Origin of the sequence: Georgenia sp. M64 (assembly GCF_038049925.1) — a bacterium.
In the GTDB taxonomy this organism is placed as follows: domain Bacteria; phylum Actinomycetota; class Actinomycetes; order Actinomycetales; family Actinomycetaceae; genus Georgenia.
This window is the reverse complement of record NZ_CP145809.1, coordinates 664,857-689,802: the sequence shown is the minus strand read 5'-3', so window position 1 is coordinate 689,802 and position 24,946 is coordinate 664,857. Positions and strand designations below refer to the sequence as shown.

Below are 24,946 nucleotides of genomic sequence, written 5' to 3'. Positions count from 1 at the left end.
CCGCGACGACACGGCGGCCAGGACGAGGGAGCACAGGCCGGACCTCGAGGCGACCGAGGCGACGAAGGGGCGGCGAGGACGACGAAGGGGCGGCGCCCGCAGGCACCGCCCCTTCCTCGCGCGATCAGCGGGCGCCGGACGCGCGCCGCTTGTTGTAGACGTCGAAGGCGACGGCCAGGAGGAGCACCAGGCCGCGGACGACGGCCTGGATGGACTGGTCGATGCCCATGAGCTGCATGCCGTTGCTCATGACACCCATGATCAGACCACCGACCATGGCCCCGACCACGGTGCCCACACCACCGGTGACCGCCGCACCACCGATGAAGGCCGCGGCGATGGCGTCGAGCTCGAACATGTTGCCGGCCGCCGGCTGCGCGCCGTTGGACCGCGAGGAGTACACGATGCCCGCGACAGCGGCGAGGAAGCCCATGTTGACGAAGATCCAGAAGTTGACCTTCTTGACCTTCACGCCGGAGAGCTGGGCGGCGTTGAGGTTGCCGCCGATGGCGTAGACGTGGCGGCCGAAGACGCTGCGCTTGGTCACCGCGCTGTAGGTGAGGATGAGGAAGGCCAGCAGGATGAGCACGATCGGCAGGCCGCGGCTGCGCGAGAGCTGGTAGGCGAACGCCATGACGATCGCCGCGACGACGAGGATCTTGGCCACGAACAGCGGCATCGACTCGACGGGCTGCTTGTACTCGATCTGCCGGCGGCGGGTGCGGTAGGAGTTCACCGCGTAGCCCACCACCGCGATGGCCGCGATGATGAGGGTGAAGGCGTCGAAGCCCTGCCCACCGAGCAGGCCGTTGAGGAAGCCGCTGGCGACCTGCTGGTACTCCCGCGGGAACGGCGACAGCGAGATGTTGCCCAGCACCTGGAGCGTCAGGCCGCGGAAGATGAGCATGCCGGCCAGGGTGACGATGAAGGCCGGGATGCCGACGTACGCCACCCAGAAGCCCTGCCAGGCTCCGACCAGGAGGCCGGTGGCGATCGCGGCCAGCATCCCGACCCACCACGGCATGCCCTGCTGGATGACCAGCACGGCCGAGATCGCGCCGGTCAGCGCCACCACCGAGCCGACCGAGAGGTCGATGTGGCCGGCGATGATGACGATGACCATGCCGATGGCCAGGATGAGGATGTAGGAGTACTGCAGGACGATGTTGGTGATGTTCCCCGGGCTGAGGAGAACGCCGTCCGTGAGGATCGCGAAGAGCGCGATGATGAACACGAACGCGATGTAGATGCCGCTCTGCCGCAGGTTCCTCGTCAGCAGGTCCTTGAGGCTCGATGTTCCGGTCATGAGACCTGGTCCTTTTCCTTCGTCATGAGTTCCATGAGGCGCTCCTGGGTGGCCTCCTCGACGTCCACCACGCCGGTGATGCGGCCGGCGGACAGGGTGTAGATGCGGTCGCAGATCCCCAGGAGCTCCGGGAGCTCGGAGGAGATGACCAGGACGGCCTTCCCGGCGTCGGCCAAGCGGTTGATGATCGTGTAGATCTCGAACTTCGCGCCGACGTCGATGCCGCGGGTGGGCTCGTCGAGGATGAGCAGGTCGGGCTCGGTGTAGAGCCACTTGCTCAGCACGACCTTCTGCTGGTTGCCGCCGGAGAGCTTGCCGACGACCGACATCACGGACGGTGCCTTGATGTTGAGGTCGCCGCGGTAGCGCTCGGCGACGGCGATCTCCTCGTTGGCGTTGACCCACCCTCGCGGGGCGAGCTTGCCCAGGGAGGAGGCCGAGATGTTGCGCTTGATGTCCTCGATGAGGTTGAGGCCGTAGCGCTTGCGGTCCTCCGTGGCGTAGGCGATGCCGTTGTCGATGGCCTCGGCCACGGTGCGGACCTTGATCTCCTTGCCGTGCATGAAGACCTTGCCCTTGATGTCCCGGCCGTAGGCCTGGCCGAAGACGCTCATGGCGAGCTCGGTGCGCCCGGCGCCCATGAGGCCCGCGATGCCGACGATCTCACCGGCGCGGACGTTCAGCGCGGCCCCGTCGACGACGACGCGACCCACCTGCGTGGGGTGCATGACCGTCCAGTCCTCGATGCGGAAGACCTCCTCGCCGGGGTGGGAGGTGTGCTCGGGGTACATGTGGTCGAGGTCGCGGCCGACCATGCCGCGGATGATGCGGTTCTGGGTCGCGTCCGGCTGGGACATGTCCAGCGTCTCGATGGTCTTGCCGTCGCGGATGATCGTGGTGGAGTCGGCGATCGCGGCGATCTCGCCCAGCTTGTGGGAGATCATGATGCAGGTGATCCCCCGCTCCTTGAGCTGACGCAGCAGGCCGAGGAGGTGCTCGGAGTCCTGGTCGTTCAGGGCCGCCGTGGGCTCGTCGAGGATGAGGAGCTTGACGTCCTTGGACAGCGCCTTCGCGATCTCGATGAGCTGCTGCTTGCCCACACCGAGCGTGCCGACGTGGGTGACGGGGTTCTCGCGCAGACCCACCTGGTCGAGGAGCTCCGCCGCCTTGGCGTTGGTGGCGTGCCAGTCGATGAGGCCGTTCTTCGCCTGCTCGTTGCCGAGGAAGATGTTCTCGGCCACCGAGAGGAAGGGGACGAGCGCCAGCTCCTGGTGGATGATGACGATGCCCTTGGCCTCGGAGTCGTTGATCGAGCCGAACCGCACGGGCTCGCCCTCGAAGTAGATCTCCCCCTCGTAGGTGCCGGCGGGGTAGACCCCGGAGAGCACCTTCATGAGGGTGGACTTGCCGGCGCCGTTCTCGCCGCAGATGGCGTGGATCTCACCGCGCTCGACCTCGAGCGACACGTCCTGCAGCGCCTTCACGCCGGGGAATGTCTTGGTGATGGAGCGCATCTCGAGGATGTGATCGCTCATGCGTCCTCCTCCTTAAGGACTCGGGTGGTGCGGGCGGCGCCGTGGCGCCGCCCGCACCGGGACGATCAGGCTCAGGCCTGGCCGCTCTCGACCTGCTCGGCGGTGTAGTACCCCGAGTCGACGAGCAGCGGCTGGATGTTGTCGGCGTAGACGATGTCCGACTCCAGCAGGAAGGACGGGACGACCTTGACACCGTTGTCGTACGTCTCGGTGTCGTTGGCCTCCGGCTCCTCGCCGGCGAGGTAGGCCTCGGCGGTGACGACGGCCTGGTCGGCGAGCTTGCGGGTGTCCTTGAAGATCGTCGCGAACTGCACGCCGTCGGCGATGAGCTTGACGGAGGCGATCTCGGCGTCCTGACCGGAGACGATCGGCATGCCGGCGTCGATGCCCGGGCCGTAGCCGGCGTTCTGCAGCGCGGTGATGATGCCGCGGGAGATGCCGTCGAACGGCGAGAGGACGCCGTCGACCTTGCTGCCGTCGCCGTAGGCGGCGGTGAGGAGGTCCTCCATGCGCTTCTGGGCCGTCTCCTGGCTCCAGCGCAGGGTGGCGGCCTGCTCGATGTCGGTCTGCCCGGACTTCACCACGAGGGTGCCCTCGTCGATGTACGGCTGCAGGGTGTCGATCGCGCCCTTCCAGAAGAAGTGCGCGTTGTTGTCGTCCAGCGAGCCGGCGAACAGCTCGATGTTGAACGGACCGGTGGCGTCGCCCTCGGAGCCGTCCTCGTTGAGGATGCCCAGGCCGACGAGGAGGGAGGTGGCCTGCTGGACGCCGACCTCCTCGTTGTCGAACGTGACGTAGAAGTCGACGTTCTCGCTGTCACGGATGAGCCGGTCGTAGGAGATGACCGGGATCCCCGCGTCGGCGGCCGCCTGGAGCTGGCCCGACAGGGCCGTGCCGTCGATGGCCGCGATGATCAGCAGGTCCACGCCCTGGGTGATCATCTGGTCGATCTGCTGGGACTGGGTGGGGATGTCGTCGCCGGCGAACTGGAGCGACACCTCGTACCCGGCCTCGGTGAGCCCGTCCTCCACGGCGGCGCCGTCGGCGATCCACCGCTCGGAGGTCTCCGTCGGCATCGAGACGCCGATGAGGCCACCCTCGGCGGCAGCGGTGTCGCCACCTCCGGCGGTCGCGTCGGTGTCTCCGTCGCCGCTGCCCGCACCGCCGCCGCTGCATGCGGCGAGGGTCAGGCTCAGCGACAGGCCCGCGGCGAGAGCCGCGATCTTGGTGTTACGCATCTTTCTTCCTCCTTGAAGGTACCTGCGCTGGTCGAGCCCCTCGGGCTCCGCCGGGTCGAGCAGGCTTCGACCGGCCAGGTCTTCCCCCCACCCGGACGGGTGGGGTCGGTGTGACGCCCGTGGTCAGAGGCCCTGGGCGAGTCGGTGGTACGCCGCGTTCCAGCGCAGCTCGCGGGCGAACCCGCGGCTGGTGGTGGCGGCGTCGATGACGGCCAGCTCGACCGCGGCGATCTCGGCGAGGTCCTCGAAGACCTCCAGGCCGAGGGCGGTGGTGAGCACCGTGTGGTGCGCGGCGCCGGCGGTGAGCCAGCACTCCGCGGAGGTCGCGAAATCCGGGCGGGGGACCCACACGGCTCGTGCGACGGGAAGGTTGGGCAGCTCGGCGTCGCCGGGGACGACGTCGACGACGTTGGCGACCAGCCGGAACCGCTCGCGCAGGTCGGACATGGCCACGACGACGCCCTCGCCCGGGTCGGTGTCGAACACCAGCCGGACCGGGTCCTCGCGCCCGCCGATGCCCAGGGGGTGGATCTCCAGGCGCGGGCGGGAGGTGGTGAGGGAGGGGCAGATCTCGAGCATGTGGGCGCCGAGGATCTTCTCCTTCCCCGGGGTCAGCTCGTAGGTGTAGTCCTCCATGAGCGAGGCACCGCCGGGCAGGCCGTGGCCCATGACCTTCGCGGCCCGCACGAGGATCGCCGTCTTCCAGTCGCCCTCGGCGCCGAAGCCGTACCCGTCGGCCATGAGCCGCTGGACGGCCAGGCCCGGGAGCTGCCGCAGCCCGCCGAGGTCCTCGAAGTTCGTGGTGAACGCCTCGAAGCCGCCGGCCTCGAGGAAGGAGCGCATGCCCAGCTCGATGCGGGCGCCGTAGCGCAGCGAGTCGCGCCGCTCGCCGTCGGGGCCGAGCTCGGGGGCGACGTCGTAGAGCTCGTCGTACTCGGCGACGAGGGCGTCGACGTCGGCCTCGGTGGCCGCGTCCACGGCTGCCACGAGGTCGTTCACGGCCCAGGTGTTGACCGAGACGCCCAGGCGCAGCTCGGCCTCGGTCTTGTCGCCCTCGGTGACCGCGACGTTGCGCATGTTGTCGCCGAACCGGGCCAGGCTCAGGTGCTGCATGGCGTCCCAGCCGGCCGCGGCCCGGGCCCACGTCCCGACCTTGGCCTGGACGGCCGGGTTGGTGGCGTGCCCGACGACGGTCTTGCGGCGCGCGCCGAGCCGGGTGGCGATGTAGCCGAACTCGCGGTCGCCGTGGGCGGCCTGGTTGAGGTTCATGAAGTCCATGTCGATGTCCGCCCACGGCAGCTCGACGTTGGCCTGGGTGTGCAGGTGGAGCATCGGCTTGGTCAGCGCGTCCAGCCCGAGGATCCACATCTTCGCCGGGGAGAAGGTGTGCATCCACACGACGACGCCGAGGCAGGACTCGTCGGCGTTGGCCTCCAGCGCGGCGCGGCGGATGGCGTCACGGTCCTTGAGGACCGGCTTCCACACGATGCGGACCGGGACGTCGGCGGCGCCGTCGAGCGCGGCCGCGACGGCCTGGGACTGCTCGGCCACCTGGGCGAGGGTCTCCTCGCCGTAGAGGTCCTGGGATCCGGTGAGGAACCAGATCTCCTTGCCCTCGAAGGGGTTCTTCATCGCTGCTGCTCCTCGCTGGGGCCGTGCTGGCCGTAGACGTTCTGGTACCGCTCGTACAGGGAGTCGATGTCGCTCTGGGGGATGGGCGTGGGCTCGCCCAGCTGGCGGGAGATGTGGACCGTGCGGGCCACCTCCTCACACATCACCGCCGCCTTGACCGCCGCGCGGGCGTCCTTGCCGATGGTGAACGGGCCGTGGTTGGCCATGAGGACCGCCGGGGACCGCGAACCCGACAGGGTCTCGACGATGCCGCGGCCGATCGAGTCGTCACCGATGAGCGCGAACGGCCCCACGGGGATCTCCCCGCCGAACTCGTCGGCCATCATCGTCAGGACGCACGGGACCGGCTCGCGCCGGGCCGCCCACGCCGTGGCGTAGGTGGAGTGGGTGTGCACGACCCCGCCGACGTCGGGCATGTTGCGGTAGACGTAGGCGTGGGCGGCGGTGTCCGAGGAGGGCTGGAGCCGCTCGTCGGTGCCGTCGTCGATCTTGGTCCCGTCGAGGTCGCAGACGACCATGACCTCGGGCGCGAGCTCGTCGTAGGAGACCCCCGACGGCTTGATGACGAACAGGTCGGCGCCCGCGACCCGCTCCGAGACGTTCCCCGCGGTCCACACCACGAGCTCGTTGCGCGGGAGCTCCGCGTGCAGCGCGGCCACCCGCTCACGGGCCGCCGCCACCGCCGTGCGCACGTCCTCGGCGAGGTCGTCGAGGCGGATCATGCGTGGGCTCCCGCGGTGCGGGCGCCGCGCCCCGCGCCCGGCGCGCTCTCCTCGCGGGCGGTGCGCAGCTCGGGCGGGCGGGCGGCGAGGGCCTCGCGGCGGATCTTCTTCAGACGGTGCATGACGTCGTTGCCTCCTCGGCCGAAGTGGTCGTGCAGGGCGGTGTACTCGGCATAGAGCGCGTCGTAGGCCAGGGCGGCGTCCTCGTCGGGGGTGTAGGCGGCCACGACACGCCTGCCCATCGACCTCGCCGCCGTGCGCACGTCGGGGTAGTACCCCGCCGCGACGGCGGCGTGGATGGCCGAGCCCAGTGCCGGGCCCTGCTCGGAGACGATCGTCGACAGCGGCAGGCGGGTGACGTCGGCGTACATCTGCATGAGGAAGGTGTTCTTCAGCAGCCCTCCCGCCACGACCAGTTCCGAGACCGGCACGCCGGCGGCGGCGAAGGTCTCGACGATCGTGCGGGTGCCGAACGCCGTCGCCTCCAGCAATGCCCGGTAGACGTCCTCCGGGCGCGTGGTCAGCGTCAGCCCGACGACCAGGCCGGACAGCTCGTGGTCGACGAGGACCGAGCGGTTGCCGGAGTGCCAGTCGAGCGCCACGAGGCCGTGGCCACCCACCGGCTGCGCCGCGGCCTTCTCGGTGAGCAGCTCGTGCACGCCGATCCCGCGGGCCCGGGCCTCCACCGCGTAGGCCTCGGGAACCTGGTTGTCCACGTACCAGCCGAAGATGTCGCCCACGCCGGACTGGCCGGCCTCGTAGCCCCAGTAGCCCTCGACGATGCCGCCCCGGACCACCCCGCACATCCCCGGGACCTCGGCGACCCTGGCCCCGTTGACCACGTGGCACGTGGAGGTGCCCATGATCGCGACCATCTGGCCAGGCTCGACGGCGTTGGCCGCCGGCGCCGTCACGTGCGCGTCGACGTTGCCCACCGCCACCGCGATGCCCTCCGGCAGCCCGGTCCAGCCCGCCGCCTCGGCGGTCAGCCCGCCCGCGGCGTGCCCGAGCTGGCCGATCTCCTGCGCGAGCTTGTCGGTGACGAAGTCGGCGAAGTCGGGGTTCAGCGCGGCGAGGAAGGAGCGGTCGGGGTACGCGCCGTCCTGGTAGATGCCCTTGTAGCCGGCCGTGCAGGCGTTGCGCACGTACCGTCCGGTGAACTGCCAGACGATCCAGTCCGCGGCCTCGACCCAGCGGTCCATCGCCGCGTAGACCTCGGGGTCCTCCTCCAGGAGCTGCAGGCCCTTGGCGAACTCCCACTCCGAGGAGATGGACCCGCCGTAGCGGTCGATCCACGCCTCGCCCCGGTCCGCGGCCAGGTCGTTGATGCGGTCCGCCTGACCCTGCGCGGCGTGGTGCTTCCACAGCTTGACGTAGGCGTGCGGCCGGCCCGCCAGCCCGGGCAGCTCCGAGAGCGGCGTGCCGTCGGCCCGCACCGGCACCATCGTGCACGCGGTGAAGTCGGTGCCGACGCCGACCACGTCGCCGGGTCGGACCCCGGCCGCCCGGACCGCCGCCGGCACCGCGACCCTGAGCACCTCGAGGTAGTCCCCGGGCGCCTGCAGCGCCCAGTCCGGTGGGAGGAGCTCGTTCTCGTGGGCGGTCAGGGTCCGGTCCATCACGCCGTGGCGGTACTCGTGCACCGCGCTGCCGAGCTCGGCGCCGTCGGCCACGCGAACCACGACGGCGCGGCCCGAGCGGGTGCCGAAGTCGACGCCGACGACGACGGCGTCCTGGCGATCCACATCGACCACGGGCCTACGGCTCCCTTGCCTGCTTGTGCGGTGTTGTCCGGTTCGGTTCGGCCACATCTCGATGTGAGCGCTAACACGAGATGTTAGCGCTCTCATCCGGCCTGTCAAGCGAGGTGATCCAACTGTGATCGGGACTGGACTGTTCGCTTTCGGGCGCGAGAAGGGCCGCAGGAAAGCGGACCACGGCGGCCGCCGTCGCGCGCGGGACCGAGGTCCCAGACGGCGAGCGGGCCAGCGGTCCCGACGCCCGGTCAGGTGCGGGGGGCGCCCGTCGAGGCCCGCACGACCAGCTCCGGCGGGATCATCCGCGACTCCGACCGGTGCCCCGCGAGCGCCTCGAGGAGGACCTCGATGGCGCGGCGGCCCACCTCGGCGAAGGGCTGGCGCACGGTGGTCAGGGGCGGCTCGTAGTAACCGGCCCCCTCGGTGTCGTCGAAGCCCACGACCGAGACGTCCTCGGGCACGCGCACGCCGGCCTCGTGGAACGCCCGGAGGATGCCCAGCGCGAGGAGGTCGTTCGCGGCGAAGATCGCGGTCGGCAGGCGGTGCTCGCGCACGAGCGTGCGGGCCACGTCGTAGCCGTCGACGGCGTCCCACCCGGCGGGCACGAGGGGTGGCACCTCCAGGCCCGCCTCGTGCATCTCCCGCCGCCAGCCCACGATGCGTGAGCGTGCGTCGAACCAGTCGTTAGGCCCGGAGACGTGGACGATGTCGCGGTGGCCGAGGTCGATGAGGTGTCGCGTCGCGAGCCGGGCGCCGGCCTCCTGGTCGACGCCCACCACCCGCAGCTCGGAGGTCGGCCGCAGCCCGGCCGCGACGAGCACCACCGGGAGCTGGCTGGCGAGCTCGTTGGCCGCGGCGGCGACCTGGGTCACCGGGGCGATGACGACGATCCCGTCCACCCCCAGCCCCAGGAAGAACTCCAGGGCGGCGTCCACCGTCGTGGCCTGGGCGTCGCGCATGACGGCCAGCGTCGTGGCGTAGCCGGCCTCGCGCGCGGCCTCCTCGATCGCCATCGTGGTGTTCGCCGGCCCGAACCGCGCCTCGCCGGGGTTGACGACGCCGATGAGCCCGGTCCGGCGCGTCACCAGCGCCCGGGCGGCGGGGTTGCGCCGGTACCCGAGCTCACGGATCGCGGCCTCGACCCGCTCGCGCGTCTCGGGACGGACGGCAGAGGGGGAGTTCAGCACGCGCGAGACCGTCTGGTGGGAGACGCCCGCGACGGCGGCGACGTCGGCCATGGAGGGCGCCGAGGCGCGCGTCCGAAAGGACCTGCGCATGGCTCACCCCTCATCCGGCCGTGCGGTCCATGCTAGCCACGGCAGGGCGTCAGCGGCCTGCCGCCGCACGGTGTCGGGCCGTCGGGTGGGCGCGGGGGGCGCCGGGCGAGTTGCCGGCGGCCGCGTGGGGCGCGGGGCACGGTGCCGGGCGACCCCGTGGGGCGCGGGGGACGGTGTCGGTGGGCGTGGGTAGCGTTCGTGCCCATGAGCCCGAGGACAGCCCGACCCGCCTTCCGCTGCAGCGAGTGCGGCTGGACCGCGTCGAAGTGGGTCGGGCGCTGCGCCGAGTGCCAGGCCTGGGGCACGGTCGAGGAGGCCGGGGCGGCCCCGGCGACCCGTTCGTCGACGACGGCGACCACCCCCTCGTCGCCCGCCCGGCCCATCGACCAGGTCGACGCCCGGGCGGCCCAGGCCCGCAGCACCGGGGTCGGCGAGCTCGACCGCGTCCTCGGCGGGGGGATCGTGCCCGGCGCGGTCGTGCTGCTCGCGGGCGAGCCCGGCGTGGGCAAGTCGACCCTCCTGCTCGACGTCGCGGCGAAGGCCGCCGCCGGTGCACCGCCGGGCCACCCCGTCCTGTACGTGACCGGTGAGGAGTCGGCGAGCCAGGTGCGCCTGCGCGCCGAGCGCATCGGCGCCCTCACCCCGGCGCTGCTCCTCGCCGCCGAGACCGACCTCGCCACGCTGCTCGGGCACGTCGACGCCGCCGACCCCTCGCTGCTGGTCGTCGACTCCGTCCAGACCATCGCCGACGGTTCGGTCGACGGCAGCGCCGGCGGCGTGAGCCAGGTGCGCGCCGTCGCGCAGGCCCTCATCCACGTCGCCAAGACCCGCGGCATCCCCGTCCTCCTCGTGGGGCACGTGACCAAGGACGGCAGCATCGCCGGTCCCCGGGTGCTGGAGCACCTCGTCGACGTCGTGTGCCAGTTCGAGGGCGACCGGCACTCGCGGCTGCGGATGGTCCGGGCGGTGAAGAACCGCTACGGGCCCACCGACGAGGTCGGCTGCTTCGACCTCCACGACACCGGCATCACCGGACTGGCCGACCCCTCCGGGCTGTTCCTCTCCGGCGACCGCAGCGCGGTGCCCGGTACCTGCGTGACCATCTCGCTGGAGGGCCGCCGGCCCATGCCCACCGAGATCCAGGCGCTGGTCGCCCTCTCCCCCCTGTCCTCCCCGCGCCGGACCACCTCGGGCCTGGACTCCTCGCGGGTCGCGATGACCCTCGCCGTCCTGCAGGCCAGGCTCGGCACGGTCCTGGGGGGCAGCGACGTCTACGTCTCCACCGTGGGCGGCGCCAGGGCGGTGGAGCCGGCCGTGGACCTCGCGGTGGCGATGGCCGTCTCCTCGGCCGCGGACCGACGGGAGCTGGCGCCGCACATCGTCGCGGTGGGTGAGGTCGGGCTCACCGGCGAGGTCCGGGCCACCGTCGGTGTGCAGCGCCGCCTCGCCGAGGCCGCGCGGCTGGGCTTCCGGCACGCGGTGGTCCCCCACCACGGCGCCGAGGACCTCAAGGTCGTGCCCGGTCTGGAGGTGCACCCCGTGCGCCACCTGCGCCAGGCCGTCGAGGTGGCCATGCTCCTGACGAACCCCGGGTCGGTGGGCTCCGTCCGCGACTGACCGGCGCACCGAGTGACGGAGAACACCTCTGGCCCGGTCGGTGTCGCCCCTAGGATGAACGTGGCCCATACCGTCCGCCCGCAGTGAGGAACAGTGCCCGAGATGAAGCTCCGCGCCATGCTCCGGGCCATCGCGCCGGGCACCGAGCTGCGGGACGGTCTCGAGCGCATCCTGCGCGGCCGGACGGGCGCCATCGTCGTCCTCGGGTACGACGACGCGGTCGAGGAGATGTGCTCGGGCGGGTTCCACCTCGACGTGGAGTTCTCCGCGACCAGGCTGCGCGAGCTGGCCAAGATGGACGGCGCCGTCGTCGTGGACTACACCCACCGGCGGATCCGCCGGGCCAACGTCCAGCTGCTCCCCGACGCTCGCATCGAGACCTCCGAGTCGGGCATGCGCCACCGCACCGCCGAGCGCGCGGCGAAGCAGTCCGGCTACCCGGTCATCTCGGTCAGCCAGTCCATGCGGACGGTCGCGCTCTACGTCGACGAGCACCGCCACGTCGTCGAGGACTCCGACGTCATCCTCTCGCGGGCCAACCAGGCGCTGGCGACCCTCGAGCGCTACAAGTCCCGCCTCGACGAGGTCTCCGGCACGCTGTCCGCGCTGGAGATCGAGGACCTCGTCACGGTCCGCGACGTCATCACGGTCATCCAGCGCATGGAGATGGTCTCGCGCATCTCCGAGGAGATCGCCGGCTACGTCATCGAGCTCGGTACGGACGGCCGCCTCCTCTCCCTCCAGCTGGAGGAGCTCGTCATCGGTCTCGACCCCGACCGCAACCTCGTGGTGCGCGACTACCTCGGCCCCTCCGCGGGCGGACCCGCCGAGGACGTCCTGACCGCGCTGGGCCGCCTGACCTCCGCCGAGCTCATCGACATGCCCACCATCGCGCGCATCCTCGGCGTCGGCGGCGCCGACGGCGAGGCCCTCGACTCGGCCCTCAGCCCCCGCGGGTACCGCGTGCTCTCGAAGATCCCCCGCCTCCCGAGCTCGGTGGCCGAGTCCATCGCGGCGCACTGCGGAAGCCTGCAGACGATGCTCTCCGCCACGACCGAGGACCTGCAGGCCGTCGAGGGGGTCGGGCCGCACCGCGCCCGCGCCGTGCGCGAGGGGCTCTCCCGCCTGGCCGAGTCCTCGATCCTCGAGCGCTTCGCCTGACCGGGTGGGGCGGTCGTTCCGCCCGTCCGGCCTGCGACCCGGTCAGCCGAGGGTGAAGACCTCGCGCACGTCCAGCGGTACCCCGCCCAGGGTCGCCTCGACGCGGTAGGTGCCTGCCCCCGAGCTGCCCTGCCCGTCCGCGCAGCCCGGCGCAGAGCGGGCGCCGGACCACGACACGGACGCGTCGGCCGAGTCCCCCGCGTCCAGCAGCAGCCGCCGCGAGGCGTCGCCCGCGCAGTCCCCGGAGGACCACACCCGGTCCTCCCCCGAGACGACGGTCAGGACGAGCGAGCCGGCTCCGGCGTCGAGGAGACACGGCGACTCGCCGTCGTTGGTCACCGTGACGTCCAGGTCCACCGGTGCGCCCCCGCCCGCCGGCAGCGCGGCGAGGTCGACGTCGAGGTCGGCGGGCGCGCACGCGGTCGGGTCGAGCGGGGCCGCGGAGGTGGTCGGCTCCGGCGCAGCGACGTCCTTCGCCCCCGCCCGCACCGCGCCGACGACGGCGACGACCCCCCAGGCGAGGAGCGCCAGGACGGCGAGCAGGACGAGGACCGCGACGATCCGTCGACGCCGGATCACCGCGCGGCTGGGACGGCGCCGGGGCGGGGTGCGGCCGGGCGCGGCGCCCGCCCCGGGGCGAGCGGCCCGGCCGGCCGGAGCGGCGGGTCGGCCCGGAGCGTCGGTGCGGCCCGTGGGGGTCCGCTCCCCCGGCCGTCGGGATCGTGTGGTCGCCACAGGGCGACGGTACGTCGGCTCCACGCGGGTCGGCGGCACCCACGCCGGACCGGCACACTGCCTTCGTGGACCCCGCCGAGCCCGACGTCCTCGCCGCGACCCAGGAGGCGGTCGTCTCCTGGTACGACGCCAACGCCCGTGACCTGCCGTGGCGCCGCCCCGGCACGACGGCGTGGGCCGTCCTCGTGAGCGAGGTCATGCTGCAGCAGACCCCGGTGGTGCGGGTCGAGCCGGCCTGGCGGGCCTGGTCGAGTCGCTGGCCCACCCCGGCCGACCTCGCCGCCGCACCGACCGCCGAGGTCCTGCGTGCGTGGGACCGGCTGGGCTACCCGCGCCGGGCGCTGCGGCTTCAGCAGTGCGCACGGGCGGTCGTCGAGCGCCACGGCGGCACCGTGCCGACGGACGAGGAGTCGCTCCTCGCGCTGCCCGGCGTGGGCGCCTACACCGCGGCGGCGGTCGCCGCGTTCGCGCACGGGCGGCGAGCCGTCGTGCTCGACACCAACGTCCGGCGGGTCCTGGGCCGCGCCCTCGAGGGCCGGGCGCTGCCCGCGCCGTCGCTCTCACGGGCCGAGCAGGAGAGGGCGCGGACCTACCTGCCGGACGACGCGGCGCTCTCGGTCCGCTGGAACATCGGCCTCATGGAGCTCGGCGCGCTCGTGTGCACGGCGCGCACGCCCCGGTGCCCGGCGTGCCCGCTGGCCGCGACCTGCGCGTGGGTGCGCGCCGGGCGGCCGGCGGACGAGCACGCGCACCGCCGCCGGACCCAGACCTGGCACGGCACCGACCGCCAGGCCCGCGGCCGGGTCATGGCGGCGCTGCGGGGCGCCGACGGCTGGACCGGTCACGACGAGCTCCTGCGGGCCGCGGCGGGCGGCGCCGACCCGGCGGCCCTGCCCGACCGCTCCCAGCCCGGACGGGCGCTGGCCTCCCTCGTCGCCGACGGGCTGGTCGTCGCCGGGGTGGACGACCGTGCCGGCTGGTACCGCCTGCCGTGACCGGGCAGCCGGTGGTCGCCACCTGCGGTGAGGATTCGACCGACCAGCGCGGCTGTTTCCTCACCGGTGTCGCGCTCATCGGTGTCGCGCTCATCGGGGATGCGCTCATCGGTGTGGCGCTCATCGGGGATGGTCCAGCGGGGACTGGCCGTCGGATGTGACCCGATCGGTCGTTCGTTCCCCGCTCTTTCGCCCGTTCCGTCCCTCGGCCGCACCGGCCGGTAGCCTCGCCCGGTGAGCACAGCGGACCAGCCGGACCAGACGGCCCAGCGGGACCAGCCGGACCAGCAGGACCAGGCGGCCCAACAGGATCCGGCGGAGCCGGCCGTGCGGGCGACCCGCGCTCTGCGCACGACGCTGCTCGCCACCGCCGGGGCGAGCGTCGCCCTCGGCGTCCTGGGGCTGCTCGTCGCGGTGCTGACCTCCGGCTCATCGACCATGTGGCCCGGGGTGAGCCTCTTCGCCGTCGGACAGCTGGTGGCCCTGACCGCCGCCGCGCTGACCTGGCGGGGGCTGCGCCGGGTGGTGGCCGGCGCGGCGCCCCGAACGGTGACGACGGCGGTGCGGTCCTGGCTCGGCCGCCTCGCCGTCGCCGAGCTCGTCCTCCTCGCGGTCGTCGCCGGGGCGTGGCTGCTGCTGCGCCCCGAGGCGGTCGTCGCCGTCGTCGCGTGCGTCCTCGTGAGCGCGCAGCTGGCCGCGCTGCTCCACGTGCTGCGCCGCTGAGCCCAGCGCACCATCGCCCATGACGGGTCGGCCCGGCTGACGGGCGAGGCCGACGCGCCCGACGCCGCCCGGCGCGCCTGACCGACCGCTCCCCCGCCCGGCTGCTCCCCCAACCGGCTGCTCCCCCAACCGGCTGCTGCGCCACCGCTGCTGCCCGACCGTCACCACGCGCGGACGGGCCACTGAGTCTTGGCTGTCAGAGCTCGAGCAGCATCCGCGTGTTCCCCAGGGTGTTGGGCTTGACCCTGGCGAGGTCGAGGAACTCCGCCACGCCGTCGTCGTGCGAGCGCAGCATCTGGGCGTAGACGTCCATCCCCACGGGCGTGCCCTCGATCGCGTGGAAGCCGTGCCGGGTGAAGAAGTCCACCTCGAACGTCAGGCAGAAGACTCGCCGCAGGCCGAGGGACCGGGCCCGCTCGACGAGGGCGTCGAGCAGCAGGTGCCCGATCCCGCGGCCGCGGGCGGCGGCGTCGACGGCGAGGGTACGGACCTCGGCGATGTCGTCCCACAGGACGTGCAGCGCACCGCACCCGAGCAGGGCCGGCGACCCCGGCTCCTCGGCGACCACGAACTCCTGCACCGCCTCGAAGTAGTCGATGAGCTCCTTGGCGATGAGGATGCGCTCGTCGGCGTACGGCTGGACGAGGTCGTAGATCTGGCGGACGTCGGCCGGCAGCGCCTGCCGCACCACCGGCTCAGCGGCCATCAGCGTTCCCCACGGCCCGATCCTGGCACGGCCGGGATCGGCAGGCGCGCACGGTCCAGCAGGGTCCGGGCCGTCCCCTCGTCGATGATGAGGTCCGTGGCGACCCGCGCCCGCAGCGCCCCCAGCAGCGGCGGGACCTTGGCGTTGCCGGCGACGACGCACACCCGGCGCGCGACGCGGGCGAGCTCGGCGGGGGTCGGTCCGGTCGCGCGCGCGTTGAGCTCGATGTCGGCGTAGGAGCCGTCCTCGCGCAGCAGCACGGTGCACACGTCACCCACCACCCCCTCGGCCCGGAGGAGCTGCTGGTCCTCCTCGGACATGTAGCCACCGGCGTACACGTGGGATGCGAGCGCCCCGGTGAAGGCGCCCACCCCGAAGACCGCCATGTCCGCCCGGGCCTGGACGGTCAGGACGCTGCGGATGGAGCGCTCGCGCCACATCGCCTGCTTCGTCCCGGCGTAGTCGAAGAACGCCGGCACCGGGAAGTGGTGGACGGAGGCGTCGAACGCCTCCGCGGCGGCGGTGATGATCGACCCCGCGTGCGGGATCCCCGAGGTGACCGGGTTGGCGGCCCCGTTGAGCTGGACGACCGCGCTGCCCGGCGCGTGCTTCGGCACGAGGTGCTCGACGACGGCGGACAGGGTCGTCCCCCACGCCAGGCCGAGCACGGTGCCGGGCTGAACCCACTCGGTGATGAGCCGCCCGGCCACGCGGGCCACCTGGTCCAGCCGCTGGACGTCCGTGGCGCCCGCCCGCACCGGCACCACCCGGGCCCGGACGCCGAAGCGCTGGTGGAGGTGGCGCGAGAGGGAGCTCGCGCCGTCGCCGCGCGGCTCGATGCTCACCCGGACCAGCCCGGAGGAGCGCGCCTCCTTGATCATCCGGGACACGGTCGAGCGCGAGACGCCCATCCGCCGGGCGATCACCTCCATCGTGACGTCCTGCAGGTAGTACATCGACGCCGCCTCGTAGACGGCGTCCTCACGCTCGCTCACGCTCCGCTCACCGGGGTGCACATACGTGCATCCTAATTGCGCGATGGTGCGAATCGCCCAAGGATGAGGAATCGCAGCGGCGCTCACCTGGGACGTCGCCGTTCGGGACCGAGTTGCGGGGAGCAGATGTGACGTCTTCAGCGCTGACGCAGGAGAGCCGGGCCGAGGCCCTCGAGCGGATGACCGGGGGCGAGGAGCTCGACGTCCTCGTCGTCGGCGGGGGCGTGACCGGGGCCGGCATCGCGCTGGACGCGGTCACCCGCGGGCTGCGCACCGGCATCGTGGAGATGCAGGACTGGGCCGGGGGCACCTCCCAGTGGTCCTCCAAGCTCATCCACGGCGGCCTGCGCTACCTCTACAACCTCGACTTCAAGCTGGTCGCCGAGGGGCTGCGCGAACGTGGTCTCCTCCTCACCACCACCGCCCCGCACCTGGTCAAGGCCCAGCCCTTCCTGTGGCCCCTCAAGCAGCGCTTCATCGAGCGGGCCTACTCCGCCGTCGGGGTGGGCATGTACGACGCGATGGCGGTCGCCGGCCACCGGGGCATGGCGGTCCCGGTGCAGAAGCACTACACCCGCAGGCGTGCGCTGGAGGTCTTCCCCGACATCCGCGAGGACGCGCTCATCGGCGCGATCCGGTTCTACGACGCCCGCGTCGACGACGCCCGCCTCGTCATGACCCTCGTGCGCACCGCCCAGTCCTACGGGGCGATGGCTGCCTCCCGCACGCAGGTCGTGGACATGCTCAAGGGACCCGGCGGACGGGTCACCGGCGCGAAGGTGGTCGACCTGGAGACGGGCACCGAGCACGAGATCCGCGCGAAGAACGTCATCAACGCCACCGGCGTCTGGACCGAGAAGACCGAGGCGCTCGGCGGGACGGGCGGGGGCCTGCAGGTGCTGGCCTCCAAGGGCATCCACATCGTCGTGCCGAAGGAGCGCATCAAGGGCAGCACCGGCATCTTCCTGCGCACCGAGAAGTCCGTCCTCTTCATCATCCCGTGGCAGCGGTACTGGATCATCGGCACCACGGACACCCCGTGGGAGGTCGAGGGACGCCAGCACCCGGTGGCCACCGCGGAGGACGTGGACTACCTGCTCGAGCACGCGAACTCGGTGCTCCGCTCGAACCTGACCCGCGCGGACCTCATCGGCGTCTACGCCGGCCTGCGCCCCCTGCTCCAGCCCGGCACCAAGGACGGCGCGGCGTCGACCAAGGTCTCGCGCGACCACACCGTCGTCGAGGCGGCGCCGGGCCTGACGGTCATCTCCGGCGGCAAGCTCACGTCCTACCGGCTCATGGCCGAGCACGCCGTGGACCATGCCCTCGGCAAGCACGAGGCGAAGGCGAAGCCCTCGGTGACGCCGACGACCCCGCTGGTCGGGGCCGCCGGGCTGGCCGCCTACGAGAGCCAGGCGCCCCGGATCGCCCAGCAGTACGGCTGGACCGCGGACCGGCTCGAGCACCTCCTCGGCCGCTACGGCACCGACCTGCCGACGCTGCTGGCCATGATCGACGACGACCCCGACCTCGGCCGTCCGCTCGCCGCCGCGCCCGAGTACCTCCGGGCCGAGGTCGCCATGGCCGTCACCCACGAGGGCGCCCTGCACCTCGAGGACATCCTCGCGCGCCGCATCCGCCTGTTCTACGAGAGCGCCGACCGGGGCCTGTCCGCCCTGGACGAGATGGCGGAGATCGTCCGGCCCCTGCTCGGCTGGGACGAGGCCCGGGCGCTCGAGGAGAAGGCGTCCTACACCGCCCTGGCGGAGGCCGAGGCCGCCGCCCTGCGCACCCACACCGACGTGGAGGCCGAGCGGGCCCGCCTGGCGGCCCCCGACCTCGTCCCCCTCCGCCCCCTCGCCACCGAGTGAAACCGGCGGGGGGAAAGGCCCGCCACCCACGACACGCCTGACCAGGACCGGTGCCGTTCCTGGTCAGGAGCACGCACCGGGTGTTTGATCGTCCTGCCCGGTTGTGTGTGTTCCGTCCTCCGCGTCGCAAGACGCATCGATGGCGACGCCGATGTCGCCGGAAAGAGAGTGCACAGTGGAAGAACTGTCAGCGCTGGACATCTTCTGGTCAGAGGTGATGGGCACCGGCATGCTCACCCTGCTCGGCTGTGGTGTCGTCGCGAACGCCATCCTGCCCAAGAACAAGGGGTTCAACGGCGGCTGGATCGTCATCACCTGGGGATGGGGTCTCGCCGTCTTCGCCGGCGTCTACGTGGCCTACAAGTCCGGGGCCCACCTCAACCCCGCCGTCACCCTGGGCCTGTGGGCCAGCGGCGGCGACCTCTTCGGCGGCAACGAGGACCTCGGCATCGCCGCGATCCCGGCCACCATCGGCAACGTCATGATCTACATCGGCGCCGAGATGGTCGGCGCCTTCCTCGGCGCCGTCATCATGTACCTCGCCTACAAGCAGCACTTCGACGAGGACGCCGACCCCGGCACGAAGCTCGCCGTGTTCTCCACCGGACCGGCCATCCGCAGCTACAGCTGGAACTTCATCACCGAGGTCATCGGCACCTTCGTCCTCGTCTTCGTCATCCTGCTGTTCGGCCCGTCGCCCTCGGGTCTCGGCCCGCTCGCCGTCGCCCTCCTGGTCGTCGGCATCGGCCTGAGCCTCGGTGGCCCCACCGGCTACGCGATCAACCCGGCCCGTGACCTCGGCCCGCGCATCGCCCACGCCGTCCTGCCCATCCGGGGCAAGGGCTCCTCCGACTGGGGCTACTCCTGGGTGCCGGTCGCCGGCCCCGCCGTCGGCGGCATCCTCGGCGGCCTGCTCGGCGCAGCGGTCGTCTGACAGCACCCCGCGCCCTGACCGGTGCCACCCGGCCGGGCGGTGGGTGACCACCTGCCGCCCGGCCCGCGATCCACACGCACATCACAACGAGGTGAAAGGAACACCATGGCTGACGAGAAGAAGTACGTCCTCGCCATCGACCAGGGCACCACGTCCTCCCGCGCGATCGTCTTCGACCACAGCGGTCAGATCGTCGAGACGGGCCAGCTCGAGCACGAGCAGATCTTCCCCAAGGCGGGCTGGGTCGAGCACGACCCGCTGGAGATCTGGAAGAACGTCCGCGAGGTCGTCGGCCTCGCCCTGACCCGCGCCAACCTGACCTACCACGACATCGCCGCCGTGGGCATCACGAACCAGCGCGAGACCACGGTGGTGTGGGACAAGACCACCGGCGAGCCGGTCTACAACGCCATCGTGTGGCAGGACACCCGCACCGACAAGATCGTCGACGAGCTCGGCGGCTCGGAGGGCCAGGACAAGTACAAGGCCAAGGTCGGTCTGCCGCTCGCCACGTACTTCTCCGGCCCGAAGGTCAAGTGGATCCTCGACAACGTCGAGGGCGCCCGCGAGCGCGCCGAGGCCGGGGACCTCCTCTTCGGCAACACCGACAGCTGGGTCGTGTGGAACATGACCGGCGGCAAGGACGGCGGCGTCCACGTCACCGACGTCACCAACGCCTCGCGCACCATGCTCATGGACCTCGCCACCCTCAGCTGGGACGAGGAGATCGCGAAGGACATGGGGATCCCCATGTCGATGCTCCCCGAGATCCGCTCCTCCTCCGAGGTCTACGGCGAGGGTCGCCAGGGCGGCATGGTGCCCGGGATCCCGATCGCGGGCATCCTCGGCGACCAGCAGGCCGCCACCTTCGGCCAGGCCTGCTTCGAGGTCGGCATGGCCAAGAACACCTACGGCACGGGCAACTTCATGCTGCTCAACACCGGCACCGAGCCGGTCCCGTCGAAGAACGGCCTGCTCACCACGGTCGCGTACAAGATCGGCGACGCGCCGGCCGTGTACGCCCTCGAGGGCTCGATCGCCGTCACGGGCTCGCTCGTGCAGTGGCTGCGCGACAACATCGGCATCATCTCCAACGCCGCCGAGATCGAGGACCTCGCCAAGACGGTCGACGACAACGGCGGGGCCTACTTCGTCCCGGCGTTCTCCGGCCTCTTCGCGCCGTACTGGAAGTCCGACGCCCGCGGTGCGCTCGTGGGCCTGACCCGGTACGTCAACAAGGGCCACATCGCCCGGGCCGTCCTGGAGGCCACCGCGTTCCAGACCCGCGAGGTCAACGACGCGATGACCGCCGACTCCGGCGTCGCCCTGACCGAGCTCAAGGTCGACGGCGGCATGATCGCCAACGAGACGCTCATGCAGTTCCAGGCCGACATCCTCGGTGTGGACGTCGTGCGTCCCAAGGTCGCCGAGACCACCGCGCTGGGCGCGGCCTACGCGGCCGGCATCGCCGTCGGCTTCTGGCAGGGCGAGCAGGACGTCATCGACAACTGGGCCGAGGACAAGCGCTGGACGCCCTCGATGGACGAGGGTGACCGCGAGCGCACCTACCGCCTGTGGAAGAAGGCCGTCACGCGGACCTTCGACTGGGTCGACGACGACGTGAAGTAGTCGCCGCACCACGAGCCCCGGCACGCCTGGCGTGCCGGGGCTCGTGCGTGCCCGGGGTCGTGCGTGCCCGGGGTCGTACGTGCCCGGGGTCGTACGTGCCCTCGTACGTGCCGGGCTCGTGCATGCGTGGGCTCGCGCTCGTCCCGCGCGCCGCGGCTCCCGCGCGCGGCCCGCCCGGAGCCGACAGACTGGGGCCATGAGCACTCCTGAGCAGATCACCGACGCCGTCGCCTACCACGGGGAGGGGCCCTGCTGGTCCGAGACGTGGGGAGGGCTGCGCTGGGTCGACATGCTCGCCGGGGACCTGCTCACCCTGCGCGCCGACGGCGGTGTCGACCGCCTCCACGTCGGGGACGTCGCCGCGTTCGTCCGCCCGCGCAGCCGCGGCGGGTACGTCGTCGGGCTCGAGCGCGGCCTCGGCCTCGCCGACGCGGCCGACGAGCCCGCGACCCCGCTGCCGGAGATGTGGTCCGACCCCGGCGTCCGCATGAACGAGGGCGGCTGCGACCCGGCCGGGAACCTCTACGCCGGCTCCATGCCCTACGACCGCACCCCCGGCGGCGCCCGCCTCTACCGCATCACCCCCGCGGGCGACGTCTCGGTCGTCCTGCCCGCCGTCACCACCTCCAACGGCATCGACTTCTCGCCCGACGGCACACGCGCCTACTACAACGACACCGCCACCGGCGGGACCGACGTCTTCGACGTCACCGACGGAGAGCTGGTGAACCGGCGGCTGTTCCACTCCGCCGACGACGGGCGCGCCGACGGTCTGTGCGTGGACTCGGCCGGCAACGTCTGGGTCGCCCTCAACCGCGTGGGACGGGTGCGCCTGTACTCCCCCGAGGCCGAGATCCTCGAGGAGGTCGAGCTCCCCGTCCGGCTCGTCACGGCCTGCACCCTCGGCGGGGAGGACGGCAAGGACCTGTTCATCACCACCTCGCGGGAGAAGCTCGAGGACCCCGAGCCGCAGGCCGGGGCGCTGTTCCGCCTGCGCGTGGACGTCCCCGGCCGGCCGGTGCTGCCCTACGCCGGGTGATCACGCCGGGCGCCACGGCGCCAGCCCGCCGTGACCGTCCGGTTCAGGCCGTAGGCTGGCCCGGCGGCGTGAGCCGCGTCACCGCTCGATGACGAGGAGGCCCCATGCGCATCGCCCTGTTCGCGACGTGCATCGCCGAGACGATGTTCCCCCAGGCGCCCGTCGCCACGGTGCGCCTGCTCGAGCGGCTCGGGCACGAGGTCCTCTTCCCGCCCGGTCAGGCCTGCTGCGGGCAGATGCACACCAACACCGGCTACCTCGACCAGGCGGTGCCGGTCGTGCGCAACCACGTCGCGGCATTCGCGCCGGTCCTCGACGGCGAGTGGGACGCGATCGTCGCGCCCTCGGGCTCCTGCGTGGGCTCGGTGCGCCACCAGCAGGCCATGGTCGCCGACCGGGTGGGCGACCGGGGACTGGCCCGCGACGCCGCCGCCGTCGCGGAGCACACCTACGAGCTCTCCGAGCTCCTCGTGGACGTCCTCGGCCTCACCGACGTCGGCGCCCACTTCCCGCACCGGGTGACCTACCACCCGACCTGCCACTCCCTGCGGATGGTGCACGTGGGCGACCGGCCGCTGCGCCTGCTGCGCGCGGTCGAGGGCATCGACCTCGTCGACCTGCCCGAGGCGGAGTCCTGCTGCGGGTTCGGCGGCACGTTCGCGCTGAAGAACGCCGAGACCTCCGCCGCGATGGTCGGGGAGAAGGTGCGCAACGTCGTCTCCACGGGTGCCGAGGTCCTCACCGCCGGCGACTACTCCTGCCTCATGAACATGGGTGGGCGCCTCTCCCGCGACGGGACCGGCGTCACCGTGGCGCACCTGGCCGAGATCCTCGCCAGCACCCGGGAGCAACCGTGGGAACCGACCTTCCTGCCCCGCTCGGCCCAGGCGGTGAAGCCGTGAGCACCTACCTCGGCATGCCGAACGTCCGACCGCAGCCGGCGCACGCCCCCGCCCACCCGCTGCGCTGGGGTGAGCCGTTCCCCGAGGCGGCGCACGAGACGCTGGCCAACGGGCAGATGCGGCGCAACCTCGCCCACGCCACCCGCACCATCCGCGACAAGCGCCTGCGCGTGACCGCCGAGCTGCCGGACTGGGAGGCGCTGCGCGACGCGGGCGCGGCGATCAAGCACCAGGTGATGTCGGAGCTGCCGGCGCTGCTCGTCGAGCTCGAGCGCAACGTCACCGCCCGCGGCGGTCACGTGCACTGGGCGCGCGACGCCGAGGAGGCCAACCGGATCGTCACCGACCTCGTGCGGGCCAAGGGCGCCGACGAGGTCGTCAAGGTCAAGTCGATGGCCACCCAGGAGATCGGGCTCAACGAGCACCTCGAGGCCGAGGGCATCACCGCCACCGAGACCGACCTCGCCGAGCTCATCGTCCAGCTCGCCGGCGACATGCCCTCCCACGTCCTCGTCCCGGCGATCCACCGCAACCGCGAGGAGATCCGCGAGATCTTCGCCGGCCGCATGGCCGACGCACCGGCGGGCCTGACGAGCGAGCCGCGCGAGCTGGCGATGGCCGCCCGCGCGCACCTGCGCGCGAAGTTCCTCACCGCCAAGGTCGCCATCTCCGGCGCCAACCTCGCCGTCGCCGAGACCGGGACGGTGGCCGTCTTCGAGTCCGAGGGCAACGGGCGGATGTGCCTGACCCTGCCCGAGACCCTCGTGACGGTCATGGGCATCGAGAAGCTCGTGCCCACGTTCCGCGACGTGGAGGTCTTCGCCCAGCTCCTGCCGCGCTCGTCCACCGGCGAGCGGATGAACCCCTACACGACCCTGTGGACGGGGGTCACGCCGGGCGACGGCCCACAGGAGTTCCACCTCGTCCTGCTCGACAACGGCCGTACGAAGGCCCTCGCCGACGAGGTGGGCCGCCAGGCGCTGCACTGCATCCGCTGCTCGGCGTGCATGAACGTCTGCCCGGTGTACGAGCACACCGGTGGCCACGCGTACGGGTCGGTCTACCCCGGCCCCATCGGGGCGATCCTCACCCCCCAGCTCATGGGCACCGGCACCAAGGGGGCGCTGCCCCACCACGACGCCACCGCCTCCCTGCCGTTCGCCTCCTCCCTGTGCGGCGCCTGCTACGAGGCCTGCCCGGTCAAGATCGACATCCCGACGGCGCTGGTGCACCTGCGCGGCCGCATGGTCGAGGCGGAGCAGCGCCGCCCGCTGCCCACCGGCTGGGCCACGGCGATGCGCGGCGCGGCCGCCGTGATGACGTCCGGCTCGCGGTTCGCCGTGGCCGCCCGCGCGGCGGGCCTGGGCCGGGTCGTCGCCCGGGGTGAGCGCATCGCCCGGCTCCCCGGGCCGCTGGCCGGCTGGACCTCCGTGCGCGACGTCCCGGCGCCCCCGCGCGAGAGCTTCCGGCAGTGGTGGTCCCGGCACGAGAGCGAGGAGCGGTGATGGAGGCACGCGAGGCGATCCTGGCCCGGGTCCACGAGGCGCTGGCACGGTCCCAGCAGGGCCCGGCGCCCGAGGTGGTCCGTGCGTACCGGGCCTCCTCCGACGTCGCCCCCGGCTCACCCGAGGCGCTGGAGCTGCTCATTGACCGCCTCGTCGACTACCGCGCCCGGGTGCACACGGCCGACGAGGCCGGCCTCCCGCAGGTGCTGGCCGAGCTCCTCGCGGCGGCGGGCTCCGTCGTCGTCCCCCCGGGCCTGCCGTGGACCGGGCTGCTGGAGCACCTGGACCTCGAGGTCCTCGGCGACACCCCGCCGCTGGGCAACGCCGAGCTCGACCGGGCCGGCGCCGTCGTCACGGCGGCCCGCGTCGCGATCGCCGAGACGGGCACGATCGTCCTCGACGGTCAGCCCGACCAGGGCCGGCGCGCGCTCAGCCTCGTGCCCGACCACCACGTGTGCGTCCTGCGCCGCGACCAGGTGGTCGCCACCGTGCCCGAGGCCGTCGCCGTCCTCGGCCGGCACCCCGAACGCCCCCAGACCTGGATCGCGGGACCGTCCGCGACGTCGGACATCGAGCTCGTCCGGGTCGAGGGCGTCCACGGCCCCCGCACCCTCGACGTCGTCATCCTCGGCTGAGCACCGCCTATCCTTGACGGCGCAGCCCCCGA

General features: G+C 72.5%; 21 protein-coding genes. 11 read left to right on the top strand and 10 right to left on the bottom strand.

Annotation, left to right across the window (positions count from 1 at the left end; translation table 11 throughout):
- Window positions 1–124: 124 nt before the first annotated feature.
- The 7 genes from mmsB to AAEM63_RS03000 form a co-directional block, all read right to left on the bottom strand.
- Window positions 125–1,306, bottom strand: a complete 1,182-nt coding sequence (gene mmsB, locus AAEM63_RS03030; RefSeq protein ID WP_341360214.1) for a multiple monosaccharide ABC transporter permease — start codon at window positions 1,304–1,306, stop codon at window positions 125–127.
- Window positions 1,303–2,841: a multiple monosaccharide ABC transporter ATP-binding protein gene (gene mmsA, locus AAEM63_RS03025; RefSeq protein WP_341360213.1), complete on the bottom strand. Its 1,539-nt coding sequence runs from the start codon at window positions 2,839–2,841 to the stop codon at window positions 1,303–1,305. The genes mmsB and mmsA overlap by 4 nt, the downstream gene beginning before the upstream one ends.
- Before the next feature lie 71 nt (window positions 2,842–2,912).
- Window positions 2,913–4,079, bottom strand: a complete 1,167-nt coding sequence (chvE, locus tag AAEM63_RS03020; protein WP_341360212.1) for a multiple monosaccharide ABC transporter substrate-binding protein — start codon at window positions 4,077–4,079, stop codon at window positions 2,913–2,915.
- Window positions 4,080–4,202: 123 nt separating this feature from the next.
- Window positions 4,203–5,711: an L-arabinose isomerase gene (gene araA / locus AAEM63_RS03015; protein ID WP_341360211.1), complete on the bottom strand. Its 1,509-nt coding sequence runs from the start codon at window positions 5,709–5,711 to the stop codon at window positions 4,203–4,205.
- Window positions 5,708–6,433, bottom strand: a complete 726-nt coding sequence (locus AAEM63_RS03010) for an L-ribulose-5-phosphate 4-epimerase (RefSeq protein WP_341360210.1) — start codon at window positions 6,431–6,433, stop codon at window positions 5,708–5,710. Before AAEM63_RS03010 ends, araA begins: the two co-directional genes overlap by 4 nt.
- Window positions 6,430–8,178, bottom strand: a complete 1,749-nt coding sequence (gene araB, locus AAEM63_RS03005) for a ribulokinase (protein ID WP_341361294.1) — start codon at window positions 8,176–8,178, stop codon at window positions 6,430–6,432. The genes AAEM63_RS03010 and araB overlap by 4 nt, the downstream gene beginning before the upstream one ends.
- 260 nt (window positions 8,179–8,438) lie before the next feature.
- Window positions 8,439–9,467: a LacI family DNA-binding transcriptional regulator gene (locus AAEM63_RS03000; protein ID WP_341360209.1), complete on the bottom strand. Its 1,029-nt coding sequence runs from the start codon at window positions 9,465–9,467 to the stop codon at window positions 8,439–8,441.
- A gap of 204 nt (window positions 9,468–9,671) precedes the next feature.
- Here AAEM63_RS03000 and radA point away from each other — a divergent pair, with 204 nt between their 5' ends.
- Window positions 9,672–11,084: a DNA repair protein RadA gene (gene radA / locus AAEM63_RS02995; RefSeq protein WP_341360208.1), complete on the top strand. Its 1,413-nt coding sequence runs from the start codon at window positions 9,672–9,674 to the stop codon at window positions 11,082–11,084.
- Window positions 11,085–11,186: 102 nt separating this feature from the next.
- Entirely contained in the window at window positions 11,187–12,245 is a 1,059-nt protein-coding gene (disA, locus tag AAEM63_RS02990) for a DNA integrity scanning diadenylate cyclase DisA (RefSeq protein WP_341360207.1), read from the top strand.
- Between the two features lie 42 nt (window positions 12,246–12,287).
- Here disA and AAEM63_RS02985 read toward each other — a convergent pair whose 3' ends face one another.
- Entirely contained in the window at window positions 12,288–12,980 is a 693-nt protein-coding gene (locus AAEM63_RS02985; RefSeq protein ID WP_341360206.1) for a hypothetical protein, read from the bottom strand.
- A 65-nt stretch (window positions 12,981–13,045) separates the two neighbouring features.
- Between AAEM63_RS02985 and AAEM63_RS02980 the strand changes: the two genes are divergently transcribed.
- Complete coding sequence (locus AAEM63_RS02980) at window positions 13,046–13,975, top strand: A/G-specific adenine glycosylase (protein ID WP_341360205.1); 930 nt, start codon at window positions 13,046–13,048, stop codon at window positions 13,973–13,975.
- Window positions 13,976–14,209: 234 nt separating this feature from the next.
- Window positions 14,210–14,698, top strand: coding sequence for a hypothetical protein (locus AAEM63_RS02975; protein ID WP_341360204.1), 489 nt, complete (start codon window positions 14,210–14,212; stop codon window positions 14,696–14,698).
- A 196-nt stretch (window positions 14,699–14,894) separates the two neighbouring features.
- Here the strand turns inward: AAEM63_RS02975 and AAEM63_RS02970 are convergent, their stop codons facing one another.
- Both AAEM63_RS02970 and AAEM63_RS02965 read right to left on the bottom strand, forming a co-directional pair.
- Window positions 14,895–15,404, bottom strand: coding sequence for an amino-acid N-acetyltransferase (locus AAEM63_RS02970; protein ID WP_123916922.1), 510 nt, complete (start codon window positions 15,402–15,404; stop codon window positions 14,895–14,897).
- Entirely contained in the window at window positions 15,404–16,399 is a 996-nt protein-coding gene (locus tag AAEM63_RS02965; protein WP_341360203.1) for a sugar-binding domain-containing protein, read from the bottom strand. Before AAEM63_RS02965 ends, AAEM63_RS02970 begins: the two co-directional genes overlap by 1 nt.
- Before the next feature lie 179 nt (window positions 16,400–16,578).
- Here AAEM63_RS02965 and AAEM63_RS02960 point away from each other — a divergent pair, with 179 nt between their 5' ends.
- The 7 genes from AAEM63_RS02960 to AAEM63_RS02930 all read left to right on the top strand — a co-directional run bounded on the left by AAEM63_RS02960 (window position 16,579) and on the right by AAEM63_RS02930 (window position 24,914).
- Window positions 16,579–18,270, top strand: a complete 1,692-nt coding sequence (locus AAEM63_RS02960) for a glycerol-3-phosphate dehydrogenase/oxidase (RefSeq protein ID WP_341361293.1) — start codon at window positions 16,579–16,581, stop codon at window positions 18,268–18,270.
- 184 nt (window positions 18,271–18,454) lie between these two features.
- The gene (locus AAEM63_RS02955) at window positions 18,455–19,204 is read left to right on the top strand and encodes an MIP/aquaporin family protein (RefSeq protein ID WP_341361292.1); all 750 of its coding nucleotides are present in this window, start codon (window positions 18,455–18,457) and stop codon (window positions 19,202–19,204) included.
- Between the two features lie 105 nt (window positions 19,205–19,309).
- On the top strand, window positions 19,310–20,833 hold the full coding sequence (gene glpK / locus AAEM63_RS02950) for a glycerol kinase GlpK (RefSeq protein ID WP_341360202.1): 1,524 nt from the start codon (window positions 19,310–19,312) through the stop codon (window positions 20,831–20,833).
- Window positions 20,834–21,029: 196 nt separating this feature from the next.
- On the top strand, window positions 21,030–21,872 hold the full coding sequence (locus AAEM63_RS02945; RefSeq protein ID WP_341360201.1) for an SMP-30/gluconolactonase/LRE family protein: 843 nt from the start codon (window positions 21,030–21,032) through the stop codon (window positions 21,870–21,872).
- Window positions 21,873–21,976: 104 nt separating this feature from the next.
- On the top strand, window positions 21,977–22,774 hold the full coding sequence (locus tag AAEM63_RS02940; protein ID WP_341360200.1) for a (Fe-S)-binding protein: 798 nt from the start codon (window positions 21,977–21,979) through the stop codon (window positions 22,772–22,774).
- Between the two features lie 14 nt (window positions 22,775–22,788).
- Window positions 22,789–24,279, top strand: coding sequence for a LutB/LldF family L-lactate oxidation iron-sulfur protein (locus tag AAEM63_RS02935; RefSeq protein WP_341361291.1), 1,491 nt, complete (start codon window positions 22,789–22,791; stop codon window positions 24,277–24,279).
- Complete coding sequence (locus tag AAEM63_RS02930; protein ID WP_341360199.1) at window positions 24,279–24,914, top strand: lactate utilization protein C; 636 nt, start codon at window positions 24,279–24,281, stop codon at window positions 24,912–24,914. The genes AAEM63_RS02935 and AAEM63_RS02930 overlap by 1 nt, the downstream gene beginning before the upstream one ends.
- Window positions 24,915–24,946 lie beyond the last annotated feature (32 nt).